14 protein-coding genes are annotated in these 12,632 nt (G+C 41.2%); 6 read left to right on the forward strand and 8 right to left on the reverse strand.

Annotation, left to right across the window (positions count from 1 at the left end; translation table 11 throughout):
• Positions 1 to 145: 145 nt before the first annotated feature.
• Complete coding sequence (locus ACOVQQ_RS04850; RefSeq protein WP_094485972.1) at positions 146 to 1,594, reverse strand: glyceraldehyde-3-phosphate dehydrogenase; 1,449 nt, start codon at positions 1,592 to 1,594, stop codon at positions 146 to 148.
• 123 nt (positions 1,595 to 1,717) lie between these two features.
• Positions 1,718 to 3,103, reverse strand: coding sequence for a trypsin-like peptidase domain-containing protein (locus ACOVQQ_RS04855; protein ID WP_421817195.1), 1,386 nt, complete (start codon positions 3,101 to 3,103; stop codon positions 1,718 to 1,720).
• 114 nt (positions 3,104 to 3,217) lie between these two features.
• Here ACOVQQ_RS04855 and dapF point away from each other — a divergent pair, with 114 nt between their 5' ends.
• From dapF to ACOVQQ_RS04880, 5 genes are all read left to right on the forward strand, one after another.
• The gene (gene dapF, locus ACOVQQ_RS04860) at positions 3,218 to 3,997 is read left to right on the forward strand and encodes a diaminopimelate epimerase (protein ID WP_421817196.1); all 780 of its coding nucleotides are present in this window, start codon (positions 3,218 to 3,220) and stop codon (positions 3,995 to 3,997) included.
• 1 nt (position 3,998) lies between these two features.
• Complete coding sequence (locus ACOVQQ_RS04865) at positions 3,999 to 4,532, forward strand: GNAT family N-acetyltransferase (RefSeq protein ID WP_421817197.1); 534 nt, start codon at positions 3,999 to 4,001, stop codon at positions 4,530 to 4,532.
• A complete protein-coding gene (gene mltG / locus ACOVQQ_RS04870) occupies positions 4,525 to 5,568 on the forward strand; it encodes an endolytic transglycosylase MltG (RefSeq protein ID WP_421817198.1) in 1,044 nt (347 codons plus the stop codon). Before ACOVQQ_RS04865 ends, mltG begins: the two co-directional genes overlap by 8 nt.
• Positions 5,568 to 6,461, forward strand: coding sequence for a DUF2279 domain-containing protein (locus ACOVQQ_RS04875; RefSeq protein ID WP_421817199.1), 894 nt, complete (start codon positions 5,568 to 5,570; stop codon positions 6,459 to 6,461). Before mltG ends, ACOVQQ_RS04875 begins: the two co-directional genes overlap by 1 nt.
• Before the next feature lie 69 nt (positions 6,462 to 6,530).
• On the forward strand, positions 6,531 to 7,172 hold the full coding sequence (locus ACOVQQ_RS04880) for a peptidoglycan-binding protein LysM (RefSeq protein WP_421817200.1): 642 nt from the start codon (positions 6,531 to 6,533) through the stop codon (positions 7,170 to 7,172).
• 6 nt (positions 7,173 to 7,178) lie between these two features.
• Here ACOVQQ_RS04880 and ACOVQQ_RS04885 read toward each other — a convergent pair whose 3' ends face one another.
• The 3 genes from ACOVQQ_RS04885 to dnaA are packed head-to-tail and all read right to left on the reverse strand — an operon-like array spanning position 7,179 to position 9,804.
• Positions 7,179 to 7,907, reverse strand: coding sequence for an SAM-dependent methyltransferase (locus ACOVQQ_RS04885; protein WP_421817201.1), 729 nt, complete (start codon positions 7,905 to 7,907; stop codon positions 7,179 to 7,181).
• The gene (locus tag ACOVQQ_RS04890; RefSeq protein WP_421817202.1) at positions 7,904 to 8,377 is read right to left on the reverse strand and encodes a low molecular weight protein-tyrosine-phosphatase; all 474 of its coding nucleotides are present in this window, start codon (positions 8,375 to 8,377) and stop codon (positions 7,904 to 7,906) included. Before ACOVQQ_RS04890 ends, ACOVQQ_RS04885 begins: the two co-directional genes overlap by 4 nt.
• Positions 8,377 to 9,804 (reverse strand): chromosomal replication initiator protein DnaA, encoded by a 1,428-nt coding sequence (gene dnaA, locus ACOVQQ_RS04895; protein ID WP_298147164.1) that lies wholly within the window; start codon positions 9,802 to 9,804, stop codon positions 8,377 to 8,379. The genes ACOVQQ_RS04890 and dnaA overlap by 1 nt, the downstream gene beginning before the upstream one ends.
• Before the next feature lie 187 nt (positions 9,805 to 9,991).
• Between dnaA and ACOVQQ_RS04900 the strand changes: the two genes are divergently transcribed.
• Positions 9,992 to 10,402, forward strand: a complete 411-nt coding sequence (locus tag ACOVQQ_RS04900) for an acyl-CoA thioesterase (RefSeq protein ID WP_298147167.1) — start codon at positions 9,992 to 9,994, stop codon at positions 10,400 to 10,402.
• On the opposite strand, the gene ACOVQQ_RS04905 is transcribed toward ACOVQQ_RS04900, so the two are convergent.
• Genes ACOVQQ_RS04905 through ribD form a run of 3 tightly spaced genes read right to left on the reverse strand, consistent with a single transcriptional unit; the run spans position 10,379 to position 12,589 of the window.
• Positions 10,379 to 10,981, reverse strand: a complete 603-nt coding sequence (locus ACOVQQ_RS04905) for an IMPACT family protein (protein ID WP_421817203.1) — start codon at positions 10,979 to 10,981, stop codon at positions 10,379 to 10,381. The genes ACOVQQ_RS04900 and ACOVQQ_RS04905 overlap by 24 nt on opposite strands.
• 11 nt (positions 10,982 to 10,992) lie before the next feature.
• Entirely contained in the window at positions 10,993 to 11,595 is a 603-nt protein-coding gene (locus ACOVQQ_RS04910) for an HAD family hydrolase (RefSeq protein WP_421817204.1), read from the reverse strand.
• Positions 11,573 to 12,589 carry a bifunctional diaminohydroxyphosphoribosylaminopyrimidine deaminase/5-amino-6-(5-phosphoribosylamino)uracil reductase RibD gene (gene ribD, locus ACOVQQ_RS04915; protein WP_421817205.1) on the reverse strand — a complete coding sequence of 339 codons (1,017 nt, stop codon included), beginning with the start codon at positions 12,587 to 12,589 and terminating at the stop codon, positions 11,573 to 11,575. Before ribD ends, ACOVQQ_RS04910 begins: the two co-directional genes overlap by 23 nt.
• Between the last annotated feature and the right edge of the window lie 43 nt (positions 12,590 to 12,632).

Here is a 12,632-nt window from a genome sequence, read left to right on the forward strand (position 1 = left end):
GCTCGTTTGGTGCCACTTGCAGCGAACGGCGCGACCCCGCCCAGCGATACATTTTCGTTAGGATGTATGCGCGGGGATACGCCCAAAAAAAACCGGAACACCTTGTAGGCATTCCGGCACAGTATAGTGGTTAGGTTAGTTTCTATTAATAATAGGTGAAGCGGCGCACTTTTGAAATGTACTTTGCCAAGCGAATTACTTGGTGGCTGTAGCCGTATTCGTTGTCGTACCACACATATAAGACTACGTTTTTGCCGTCGGCCGAAACTATGGTAGCGTTGCTGTCGTAAATAGCTGGCGCTGAAGTTCCGATAATGTCGGACGATACCAATTCGTTGTTTAAAGAATATTTTATTTGTTCGACCAGTTCGCCTTCGAGTGCGTACTTTTTCATGATTTTGTTTACTTCGTCGATGCTGGTTTTTTTGCCAACTTCTAAGTTTAAAACCACAAGGGAACCGTTTGGAACCGGAACGCGAATGGCATTTGAAGTGAGTTTTCCGGTAAGCGACGGCAATGCTTTAGCAACCGCACTTCCAGCACCCGTTTCGGTAATAACCATGTTTAAACCCGCTGCGCGTCCGCGACGGTATTTCTTGTGCATATTATCAACCAAATTCTGGTCGTTCGTGTAAGCGTGAATCGTTTCGAGGTGTCCTTTTACAACGCCGAGCGTATCTTCAACAGCTTTTAAAATAGGTGTGATGGCATTTGTGGTACAAGAAGCCGCAGAAAAAATATCGATTTCATCTGGGTTGTATTCGTTTTGATTAACGCCGTGAACAATATTCGGCACGCCTTTTCCAGGAGCGGTAAGCAACACTTTTGAAACGCCTTTGGAAACTAAATGACGTGCCAAGGCCTCTTGAGTGGTAAACGCACCGGTGTTGTCGATAACCAATGCATCGTCTATGCCGTACGCGGTGTAATCGATATCTTCAGGTTTTTGTGCTGTAATCAAATGAACTGTTGTGCCATTGATAATCAATGCGTTATTTTCGGTGTCGGCTACAACCGAACCTTGGAAATCGCCGTGAATCGAGTCGTAACGCAGCAAAGACGCTCTTTTTTCGATGCTTACCGCGTCGTTTTGATCACGCGTTACTACGGCTCGCAAGCGCAACTGATTTCCTTTGCCCATTTTCGACATCATTTCGCGGGCGAGCAAACGGCCAATGCGTCCGAATCCGTAAAGAACGACATCTTTTGGTGTGATATCGGCCGATGATTTGGCACTTTTTAGCTTGTCGATGACAAAAGCTTTGGCATTGCTGTATTTATCGTCTTCCATGTGGAATTCGTAGGTCAGTTTTCCTAAGTCGAGTTTGCTTGGTGGCAAATCTAGGCTCAGTACCGCTTTTGCGATTTCTACGGTATCGAAGACACTAATTGGTTTTCCGACAAATTCGCCGGCGTATTCGTGCAAATTGATAATGTCGCTGACCGTTCTATCGATAAGTTGGTTGCGAAAGAGTACCATTTCGATGGATTTTTCGTACCATAAATCGCTAATAGTCTTGATTAATTCCACACCGGCTCTGCGTCGGTCCGCCTGAAAAGTCAGCTCCTTTTCATACATTGCGTTGGTTGTCATGATTGAATATTGAAGTTAGACGCGGCAAAAGTAATTAATTTGTTGATTTACGAAAACGATTTCGTAAAGAAACATAAAAAAAGTCGGCCACTGCGACCGACTTCTCTTTGGCTACTTCTTGTTCTAGAGAATGAATCGAATTAATTCGCCGTTTTTGGTAATCATTTCTACTTGAACGGCTTGATTTTCATCGATTTTAGAAACGAGTTGTGATACGGTTTCGATGTTTTCGGCAGGAACATTTCCGATTTTTAAGATTACGCCGCCTTCTAAATCGTTTGCAAATTCGGCGAGTTTAGAATTTTCGACACTTTTCACCCGCACACCGTAGTTAACTTTCAGTTTTTTGCGTTCGGCTGCACTTAAGTTTTCTAGTTCCAAACCTTTAAAGTCGGCTACGATCATGTCGTATTTCGTGAGTTTCACATTTGCAGTATAGGTTTTTTCGTCGCGTAGAAACGTAACTTTTACTTCGTCGTTCGGACGTTTAGCATTTATGAAACCAGCTAAGTCGGCATAGGTTTGGATTTTTCGGTCATCTAATTTCACGATGATGTCGCCTTTTTTCAAACCGGCTTTTTCAGCACCCGTATTTTTGTTAACGCTACTGATGTACACGCCGCTGGTTTGAGAAATTCCGAGTTCTTTTGAGACAGTAGCATTTAATTCGCCGCATTCAATTCCAAGAATACCGCGTTGTACGTTGCCGTATTCCATGATGTCTTCGATAATTTTACGGGTAATGTTTGACGGTACGGCGAACGAATATCCGACGTAAGCGCCTGTCTGCGATGAAATCATGGTGTTGATTCCGATGAGTTCGCCGCGTGTGTTTACGAGCGCACCGCCACTATTTCCGGGATTCACGGCCGCATCGGTTTGTATAAACGATTGAATGCCGTTATTTCCTAAGTTTCGCGCTTTCGCAGAAACGATTCCTGCTGTAACGGTCGAGTTCAAATTGTACGGATTTCCTACGGCGAGAACCCATTCTCCGACCTTAACTGCGTCTGAATCGGCAAAGGTTGCATAAGGCAATTTATCTTTGGCATCGATTTTCAACAAGGCAATGTCCATTTTAGAGTCGGTTCCAATAACTTTGGCCTTATACGTTTCGTTGTTGTTGAGCGTAATTTCCAATTCGCTTGCGTCCTTAATAACGTGATTATTGGTCACAATGTAGCCGTCTTCGGAAATGATTACACCGGAGCCTGTGCCAATTTGCTCTTGCTGTTGTCCGCCTCGGTAACCGTAGAAGAATTCCATAATAGGATTGCTAATGGTGCGGTACGAAACGTTTTTTACGTGAACTACGCAGTGTACTGCTTGATCGGCAGCTGTAGTGAAATCGATATTTTCTGCGCCAAGCGAAGCATTTCTGAGGTAGTTAGCGGGTGCCGAGGTTACAATAGATGCAGTTCGGTTGTCTTCAAATAGCAATTTGTAAGCACCAAGCGTGATTGCTCCACTGCTTAATGCTAGAAAGAATAATGATGCATACTTTTTCATAATCGTTCTTCATTTTAACAATTGTAAAATTAAAAAGTCAAATTTCTTGCCAAATCATCTTTAACCAATGATTAACAGCAGCGCCGACAGCCATAGATTACCTATTTTTGTCGTATGAAAATTCATTTTTATAAGTATCAAGGCGCCGGCAACGATTTTGTGATGATCGATAATCGTTCGGGTTCTTTTCCAACAACAAATCACAAATTGGTACAACAGCTGTGTGATCGGCGGTTTGGCATTGGAGCCGACGGTTTGATTGCCATAGAACCCAGTGAAAACACCGATTTTAAGATGTTGTATTACAACTCCGATGGTAATTTTGGATCGATGTGCGGAAACGGCGGTCGTTGTGCTGTAGCTTTTGCTTCTAAGTTGGGAATCGTTGATAAACAAACCACTTTTGAAGCTACCGACGGTTTACATACTGCAAAAATTTCAGATGCAACTGTCAGTTTGTCCATGAACGATGTTACTGAAATCAGAAAACTTGATACAGGCCTGTTTTTAAATACAGGTTCGCCGCATTTGGTGCTGGTTGTGGATGATGTAGAGACTGTGGATGTAGCACACTTGGGTGCACATTTTCGAAACGATCCGATTTTTGCTCCTGGCGGCACGAATGTCAATTTTGTGCAAATTATAGATGATTCCACACTTAAAATGCGAACCTTTGAACGCGGCGTGGAAGCAGAGACGCTGGCATGTGGAACTGGCGCAACGGCAGCAGCATTGGCGTTGTTTTATGAAAAAAAGCTGCTGTCAAACCACGTGAATCTGCATGTTGCTGGTGGCACTTTAGCAGTGCATTTTTCGTTTGATGGTCGTGCATTTACAACTGTGGAGTTGATTGGGCCAGCAAAAGAAGTTTATTCCGGAACAATTGATTTATAAAATGACCTACTTAAAAGGCAAAAGCATTTTTCTACGCGCTCTCGAACCGAGCGATATCGACTTTTTATTTGCTGTTGAAAACGACGTGAGTTTGTGGCACATTTCTCAAACCGTGCAGCCTTTTAGTAGACATATTTTAGAAGCGTATATCGAAAGTGCGAAATCGGATATTTACGAGGCCAAACAACTGCGGTTGGTTATTTGCGAGATAGAAAGCAATAATTTATGTGGATTTATTGATTTGTACGATTTTGATCCGCGAAACAATAGGGCAGGAGTAGGAATCGTTGTTGCAGAATCGTTTCGGAAGAAAGGAATAGCGAGCGAAGCTTTGGAGCTTTTAATTACCTACGCTTTTGAATTTTTAAACCTCTTTCAACTTTATGCCTGTGTTGAAGAAAATAATCAAGCAAGTTTGACACTTTTCTCTAAATTTGGCTTCGAAAAAACGGGCGTTCGCAAACAATGGAATTGGACGACGACGGGTTTTCAAGACGAAATATTTTTACAGTTAATACAACACAACCATGTCTAAAAAAGGAAAAATCCTTGCAATTGTATCCGTTGTAATTGTTGCCGTGGCAATTGCTTATGGCTATTCGCTTTATTCTAAGATCTTTAGCGCCAATACCAAGTTTGAGGAAACTGAGGTTTATGTGAATATTCCCAGTGAATCGGATTTCGAAAAGGTGAAGTCGATTATGGCTGCTTATGTTCAAAACATGGAAACTTTTGAAATGGTTGCCGGGAAGAAGAAATACAATACCAATGTTAAAAGCGGACGTTTTCTCTTACGCAAGGGAATGAATAACAACGACATTATCAATAGCTTGCGACAAAGTTTACCGGTTAATATCACCTTTAATAATCAGGAACGTTTGGAAGATTTTTGTGCCCGAATTGCGTCACAAATCGAGGCCGATAGTTTGGGATTGATGGCTGCCATTACTCAAGAACAATTTTTGACGGAGAATAATCTAACGACCGATAATGTTTTGTCGATTTTTATTCCGAATTCATACGAGTTTTTTTGGGATACCGATGCGATGAGTTTCCGTAACCGCATGCTTAAAGAGCACAGAAAGTTTTGGACGCCCGAGCGTTTAGAAAAGGCAAAAGCACAGAACTTAACGCCAACTGAGGTGTACATCTTAGCCTCGATTGTGCATAAAGAAACGGTTAAAACCGACGAGCGTCCGCGTGTGGCGGGTGTTTATTTGAATCGATTGAAAAAAGGCATCAAGTTGGAAGCCGATCCGACGGTTATTTATGCTGTTAAAAAGAATTCGGGCGACTTCACCTTGCAAATTAAGCGGGTTTTGAACAGAGATTTAATAACAGATAATCCGTACAATACGTATAAATTTCCTGGTTTACCACCGGGACCAATCGCTATGCCAGACATTTCGGCTATTGATGCTGTTTTGAATCCGGAAAAGCACGATTACATTTATTTCTGCGCAAGCGTGAGTCGTTTTGGCTACCACGAATTTGCGGTAACAGCTGCTCAGCACGAAGTTAACCGCCAGAAATATGTAGCTTGGATTAATGCTCAAGGAATCAAGCGCTAATGCGTTTACTGATTCTTGCCGTACTTTTCACACAGTTTTTTTTTGGACAGCAGTCGTGGCTTAAACCCGCCGACTCTTTGAATCAAACTCGTTTCAAAACCGTAATCATAACCGAAGCTGCGCTAGCTACTTCATCTTTAATTGCATTGCAAACCGTTTGGTACAGTGATTACGAACAAGCTAAATTTCACTTTGTGGATGATAATGCACATTGGTTGCAAGTAGATAAGGCCGGGCATGCGTTTTCTGCGTATCATTTAGCGGCTTTTGGTACCGATTTAGTGAAATGGTCGGGTGGAAGTAAATGTCAGCAAGAGCGATATGGCTCTACTTTGGGATTGGCGTATCTTACAGCTATCGAGGTAATGGACGGATTTTCCGCAGAGTGGGGTGCTAGTTGGGGCGATGTTGCTGCCAATACGGGAGGTTGGGCGTTGTTTTTTGTGCAAGAACGCTTATGGAAGGAGCAGCGAATCGTACCTAAGTTTTCATGGCATCGGACAAATTTTGCAGCGCAACGACCTGCTGCGCTCGGAACCTCGATATCCGAACAGATTCTTAAAGATTACAATGGGCAAACGTATTGGTTATCAATGAATTTGAGTGCATTTATTAAGGTCAAACAGATTCCAAAGTGGCTTAACATTGCGGTTGGATACGGAGGAACTAATATGTTAGCAGCAACGCAAAATGCACAAAACGACTTGGGTTTTGGAGATTTGCGGCAACAACGGCAATTTTATCTGGCGCTTGATGTTGATTTAACGAAAATTCCTACAAAGAGTTTGTTTTTAAAAACGGTCTTCTCTGTTTTCAATACACTAAAAATTCCTGCGCCAACACTGCGATTTTCAGAAGGAAGCCGCGCAAAAGGCTATGCTTTTTACTTCTGAAATTTTTAACAAGCTGATATTCAAATCGGTAATAAAAAGTAGTATATTTGCCTGCTGAAATTTTCAGAAGTGACAGTTCTGAAAGAAATCAATTTTATGATTAAAAAGTGGATATTTTACGCTTCAATCGCTCTTATTCTTGCCTTTATCTCATCAGGTTTTAAAGGTTCTAACAGTCAAGTTATAGACTATTCCGAGGATCAATTACTTCAAACATTTGTTTTACCTTCTCAGTATCCTCAAGATTATTACAAGTATCAAATCGTTTTTACGGGTTACAGCTTCACAGGTTTTAAAGAAGCCGTTGCATTTAAAGAAAGCCAAGGAAATTACCGTCAGGTGAACCGTTTTGGTTACATGGGTAAATACCAGTTTGGAAAAGACGCGCTTTCTTACTTAGGAATTAAAAATCACAGTGCTTTTTTGGCCGACGAAAAGTTGCAAGAACGCGCCTTCGAACGTTTATTAGCCGTTAACAAAGGCAAACTAAAGAAGGAAATTGAGATTTTTTCAGGTAAAGAAGTCGCTGGTGTATTAGTTACCGAAAGCGGAATACTAGCAGCGGCACATCTTGGTGGATCTAGTTCTGTGAAAAAGTTTCTTTACAGCAATGGAAAAAATCTAAAGCGGGATGGTTTCGGAACTTCGATTGCAAGTTACATGCGTAAGTATGCAGGATACGACACGAGTTCGATCGTAGCAGAAGAATGATTTAAATTAGAACTTTTCTTTTAGTAATATGAAGATAGCAGGTCGGTTTTGTAAATCGACCTTTTCTTTTCGCCACAACTGAACGGTCGTGGTTTTAATAAACTCGGTTGGTAGCGTAATATCTGCGGCAATAGTAAGCAGGGTCGAGTGTCCTAAATGCAGCAGTAAATCTTCGAGCATTTTATTGTTTCGGTACGGTGTTTCGATGAAAATTTGACTCTGATTGCGTTCCATCGAAAGTTTTTCTAAACTTCGAATACTAGTTTTACGCTCGTTTTTATCGACAGGAAGGTAACCATTAAAGGCAAAGTTTTGTCCGTTTAAGCCAGAAGCCATTAATGCCATAAGTATGGAAGAGGGACCAACAAGCGGAACCACTCTAATACCGTTTTGATGTGCTAATTGTACTATAACCGCTCCAGGATCGGCAACGCCTGGGCAACCCGCTTCGCTCATAAGTCCCATATTTTCGCCTAACAACAAAGGTTTAAGCATTTCTTGGAGATCTTCGGATTTAGTATGCTTATTAAGCGCAAACAGTTTTAAATCGGGCTGAGATTTTGAAGGACAAACCTCTTTAATGAATTTACGAGCTGTTTTTTCGTTTTCAACAATGTAGCTATCTAAAAGCGAGACGGTGCGTCCGATACTTCCGGGAAGCACTTCTGCAGCGGTCGATTCTCCTAAGGTTGTGGGTATTAGGTAAAGCGTACCTTTAAAGAAGACAGGCTTCATGAGCGTTGGTTTTCATCAAGCAATCGATTTGCGATGTTGGTGCATGCTTCGTCGAGCATTTGATATACCAGTGTAAATCCGTTATCGTGGCCGTAATACGGGTCTGGGACATCTACTTTCTCACCAGGGAACAATTCATCTAAGATTAATCGCGCCTTTGATTTCAGTTCTTCGTTTGGAGCGAGTTCTAAAATATCGTCAAGATTCGACTGATCCATCGCAAAAATGTAGTCGTATCTGTAGAAATCTTCGGGTTTAAACTGCCGTGCTATTTGACCGGCGATGTCTATATTGTTGAGCTTGGCAATCTTAATCGAACGGGCGTCTGGTCCTTTACCCACATGATAATTACCCGTTCCTGCCGAATCAACAGCGAATCGGTCTCGAGGTAATTTATCAGCTAGAATACCTTCTGCCAAGGGAGAACGACAAATGTTTCCGAGACATACCATCAAGATTTTTGTAATCATTACAAGGACAATTTTTTGTGAATGTCGTCAACAAACTTCTTGAACTGCTTATCGGTTGAAACCAAATTGTCGACGGTTTTACAAGCGTGCAATACAGTAGCGTGATCACGGTCGCCGATTTGGCTACCAATATTAGCTAGCGATGCTTTGGTAAACTTCTTAGCGAAGAACATAGCTAACTGTCGGGCTTGTACTACGTGACGTTTTCTGGTTTTAGATTGTAGCGTATCAATATCTAATTGGAAATAATCTGATACAACTTTTTGTATATAATCTATTGAAATTTCGCGCTTTACGTTCTTTACGAATTTTTCAACAACCTGTTTAGCCAGTTCGATTGTAACTTCTTTTTTATTGAAAGAAGATTGAGCAATAAGTGAAATAATGGCACCTTCGAGTTCACGTACGTTTGTTTTGATATTTCTGGCAACGTACTCGATAATTTCGTCGGGCATTTCCACGCCGTCACGATACAAAATATTCTTTAAAATCGCGATACGTGTTTCGTAATCAGGTTGGTAAATTTCGGCAGACAAGCCCCATTTGAAGCGAGATAACAAACGATGTTCGATGTCTTGCATGTCTACAGGCGCCTTGTCTGAAGTTAAAATTACTTGCTTATTGTTTTGATGTAAGTAATTGAAAATATGGAAGAATACGTCTTGTGTTCCACTTTTTCCTGAAAAGAATTGAACGTCGTCGATAATCAATACGTCGATCAACTGGTAAAAGTGAATAAAATCGTGACGGTTATTCTTCTTTACAGAATCTATGAATTGTTGTGTAAAGATTTCTGCAGAAATATAAAGTACTGTTTTTTCGGGATATTTATCTTTGATTTCTACGCCAATAGCATGCGCTAGGTGTGTTTTTCCGAGACCAACTCCGCCAAAAATTAACAGTGGATTAAACGAGGTTCCACCAGGTTTGTTCGCCACCGCTAAACCAGCTGAACGAGCTAGGCGGTTCGATTCGCCTTCTAAAAAGTTGTCGAAACTGTAATTGGCATTTAGTTGCGATTCGATTTTCAGATTTCGTATTCCTGGAATAACAAACGGATTTTTTAATTCTGGACTTAGATTTCTGAAAGGCGCATCTACTTCTTGGGTTTTTACAGGAGCGCGACTTGCACTTGGAAGCTGTTCGGTAAAAGGTTGATTGTTGCCGTACGTGTTCTCCATCTTAATTTTGTACAGCAATTTGGCATTCTTACCTAGTTCTTTCGTCAGAGCAACTTTAAGCAACTTCACATAGTGCTCTTCCAACCACTCGTAAAAGAATTTACTCGGAACTTGAATGTATAATGCATTATCCGTAAGCTCAACCGATTTAATTGGCTCAAACCAAGTTTTGTATGCTTGATCTTGAATATTGTCCTTTATAAAAGACAGACAATTTTCCCATACCGATTGCGCAGTTTTTGTCATAAATCCTTCTTTTTTTTGAGTTTGTCTTGTTGAATTTCCACCAAATCAGAGCGTTTCGGTAGATATGTTCAGGTGAACAAATATGTGAACAAAAATCTTTAAAAAAAAATAATTGGGGATTGAATTTTTGAAAAAATAGTTGTAAGATGTGCTCGTTTAACACCGTAAAAATTCATTTCAAAAATACATGAAATCACATCAATATAAAACTAGAATTCGCTATGCCGAAACCGATCAAATGGGCGTTGTATACCACGGAAATTATGCCGTGTTTTTTGAGATAGGTCGTGTGGAATGGTTGAGATCACTGGGGATTTCGTATAAATGGATGGAAGACAACGGAATTATGTTACCCGTTGTTTCGCTGACAATGAACTACAAAAAACCGGCGCGTTACGACGACGAAATTACCGTCACAACTTTTTTTGAAAGTCTCTCAAATGTCAAGATTGAGTTTTCTTACGAAATTCGAAATGATTCAAACGACTTATTAACAACAGGTTCGTCAATTTTGGTGTTTGTAGATAAATTAACCGGCCGACCCACACAACCGCCTTCGTACATTCTCGAAAAGTTAGCTAATTTCAGTGAGTCTTAATACGTGATTGTACTCAGAAAAGCTCGTGTGTAAGGATTCGACAGCGGTAACTTTAATTGAAAATTCGATAGAAATTTCAGTTCCTGCACTTTTGTCGATAATTTCTCCTTGAACTTTTTTAAGCAAACGAAATATGGCGGCTTCTTGTCCGTACGGTCCTGAAATCTGAAACTGCGCTTTTGGTTCGAATTTTTCAAGAACAGCTTCGGCTATGGTTAAGCGTGCCGATTCGCGGTAAGCCGTGATTAAACCGCCTGTGCCCAACTTCACACCTCCAAAATAACGCACAACTATACACAACACATTAACCAAATCGGCCGATAATAACTGCCCATAAATGGGTTGTCCAGCTGTTCCTGAAGGTTCGCCGTCGTCTGATGCGCGATAAATCAAGTTTTCGTTCGTTCCGCGTAAGCGAAAAGCATAGCAATAATGATTGGCGCCAGGAAATTGATTTTTTACTTCAGCGATTCGCTCTTTTATCTGATTTTCAGATTGTAACGGAAACAGAAATCCGTAAAATTTACTGTTTTTCTCTTTAAAAAGAACCGCGCTTATTGACTCTGAAATCGTATTCAAGTGCTGCTGGATTATAGAATTCCTTTTTCGTACAAATTCATAATCGTTTCTTTGCCCACTTGTAAGTTCCAAACTTGTAAGCCTAATTGTGCCGCAGCATCGGTATTTTCTTTCTTATCATCGATAAAAAGTGTGCGCTCTGCAATCAAATCGTGTTTGCGCAGTATGGTAAGATAAACTTGTGGGTCTGGTTTTCGCATACCCATTTCATGGCTGTAGTATACTTTCTCAAAGCACTGATAGAAGGCACTGGCAAACGATGCGCCCACTTCTTCTTCAAAAGCTTCCATGTGAATAATGTCGGTATTGGTAAGCAAAAACAATTTGTATTTGCTTTTAAGCATTTGCAGTAATTCCAATCGTTCAAGAGGGAAATCTCCAATGAGCGTATTCCATGCCGACTTTATGGTTTCGATCGATTGTGTGGGAATATAGCTCTGAATACCAGATAAAAATGCTTGTTCAGAGATTTTGCCGCGTTCAAAAGCATCGTTTAGTTCAAGAAGCTGTTCGTTGGGTTTCTCCAGTCCGATTTTACGAAATGCTTCAAGCGATTCGGCTTTGTTCAAATCGATTAAAACATCTCCAAAATCAAAAATAATTGCTTGTATCATTTGGTCTAATGGTTAATAGCTTATCTGTGCTCGCTCCAACCGCTTCTACCTGTGCCACGCTTTTATCTATGCAAGGTGCCGAAAGTCCTTTCCCAAAATGTTGAGCACTTTTAAAAATCCGAACTTCGTCAAATAGGTCTAGTTCTATAAATTGTTCTAAAACCTGTTTTCCACCTTCTACTATCAGCGATTGAACGTTTTGTTCTTTAAGGTAGGAAAGCAATTGTGCGATCCAAGTTTCGCGCGGGACCAAATCATCGTCGATTCGAATCGTAGGCGCGGCATCATCAAATATAAAATTTTTACTCGGAATTTTATGTTCAAAATCGAGCAGTAGTCGTAACGGATTATTTCCCTTCCACGATCGAGCCGTTAAGCTCGGATTGTCGATTAATGCTGTGCGAGTTCCCACTAGTATGCTCTGTTCTTCGGTACGCATTTTATGCAGTACTTGTTTGCTCCGCGGATTACTAACAGGAAAATTCGGTTGGTTTGGGTGGGCAGTCATAAAACCGTCGGCACTTTCTGCCCATTTTAAAATGATGTAAGGCCGGCCTTTCGCATGAAAAGTAAAAAAACGACGGTTTATCTCTTGGCATTCCGCTTCCAAAACGCCAACCGTAACTGCAACGCCGGCGTCTTTTAGACGTGCAATTCCGCTGCCATTAACCAAACTATGGTAATCGATCGTTCCGATAACGACTCGTTTCACGCGATGTTCTAAAATCAGATCGCAGCAAGGTGGGGTTTTTCCGTGGTGGTTGCACGGTTCTAAATTCACGTAAAGTGTACTTTCGGCAAGCAGCTCTTTGTTTTTAACGGCTCGTATGGCGTGAACTTCGGCGTGTGGAGTACCCGCTTTCCGATGCCAACCTTCGCCAATAATACAGTTGTTATGTACCACAACGCTGCCTACCAAAGGATTCGGGTAGGTGGTTCCCAAGCCTTTTTTTGCTAATTCCAAACAGCGAAGCATGTAAACTTTATCGTTCATATCGCAAATGTAAGTTTACGATTAGATATTTTCGCAGATATTT

It is taken from the genome of Flavobacterium sp., assembly GCF_049240005.1.
GTDB lineage: Bacteria > Bacteroidota > Bacteroidia > Flavobacteriales > Flavobacteriaceae > Flavobacterium.

Excerpts from the sequence above, each read along its gene's own strand:
- ACOVQQ_RS04865 (WP_421817197.1), top strand. The coding sequence starts at position 3,999 with ATGACCTACTTAAAAGGCAAAAGCATTTTTCTACGCGCTCTCGAACCG.
- mltG (WP_421817198.1), top strand. The coding sequence starts at position 4,525 with ATGTCTAAAAAAGGAAAAATCCTTGCAATTGTATCCGTTGTAATTGTT.
- dapF (WP_421817196.1), top strand. The coding sequence starts at position 3,218 with ATGAAAATTCATTTTTATAAGTATCAAGGCGCCGGCAACGATTTTGTG.
- ACOVQQ_RS04855 (WP_421817195.1), bottom strand. The coding sequence starts at position 3,103 with ATGAAAAAGTATGCATCATTATTCTTTCTAGCATTAAGCAGTGGAGCA.
- ACOVQQ_RS04900 (WP_298147167.1), top strand. The coding sequence starts at position 9,992 with ATGAAATCACATCAATATAAAACTAGAATTCGCTATGCCGAAACCGAT.
- ACOVQQ_RS04885 (WP_421817201.1), bottom strand. The coding sequence starts at position 7,907 with ATGAAGCCTGTCTTCTTTAAAGGTACGCTTTACCTAATACCCACAACC.
- ACOVQQ_RS04890 (WP_421817202.1), bottom strand. The coding sequence starts at position 8,377 with ATGATTACAAAAATCTTGATGGTATGTCTCGGAAACATTTGTCGTTCT.
- ribD (WP_421817205.1), bottom strand. The coding sequence starts at position 12,589 with ATGAACGATAAAGTTTACATGCTTCGCTGTTTGGAATTAGCAAAAAAA.
- ACOVQQ_RS04850 (WP_094485972.1), bottom strand. The coding sequence starts at position 1,594 with ATGACAACCAACGCAATGTATGAAAAGGAGCTGACTTTTCAGGCGGAC.
- ACOVQQ_RS04910 (WP_421817204.1), bottom strand. The coding sequence starts at position 11,595 with ATGATACAAGCAATTATTTTTGATTTTGGAGATGTTTTAATCGATTTG.
- ACOVQQ_RS04875 (WP_421817199.1), top strand. The coding sequence starts at position 5,568 with ATGCGTTTACTGATTCTTGCCGTACTTTTCACACAGTTTTTTTTTGGA.
- dnaA (WP_298147164.1), bottom strand. The coding sequence starts at position 9,804 with ATGACAAAAACTGCGCAATCGGTATGGGAAAATTGTCTGTCTTTTATA.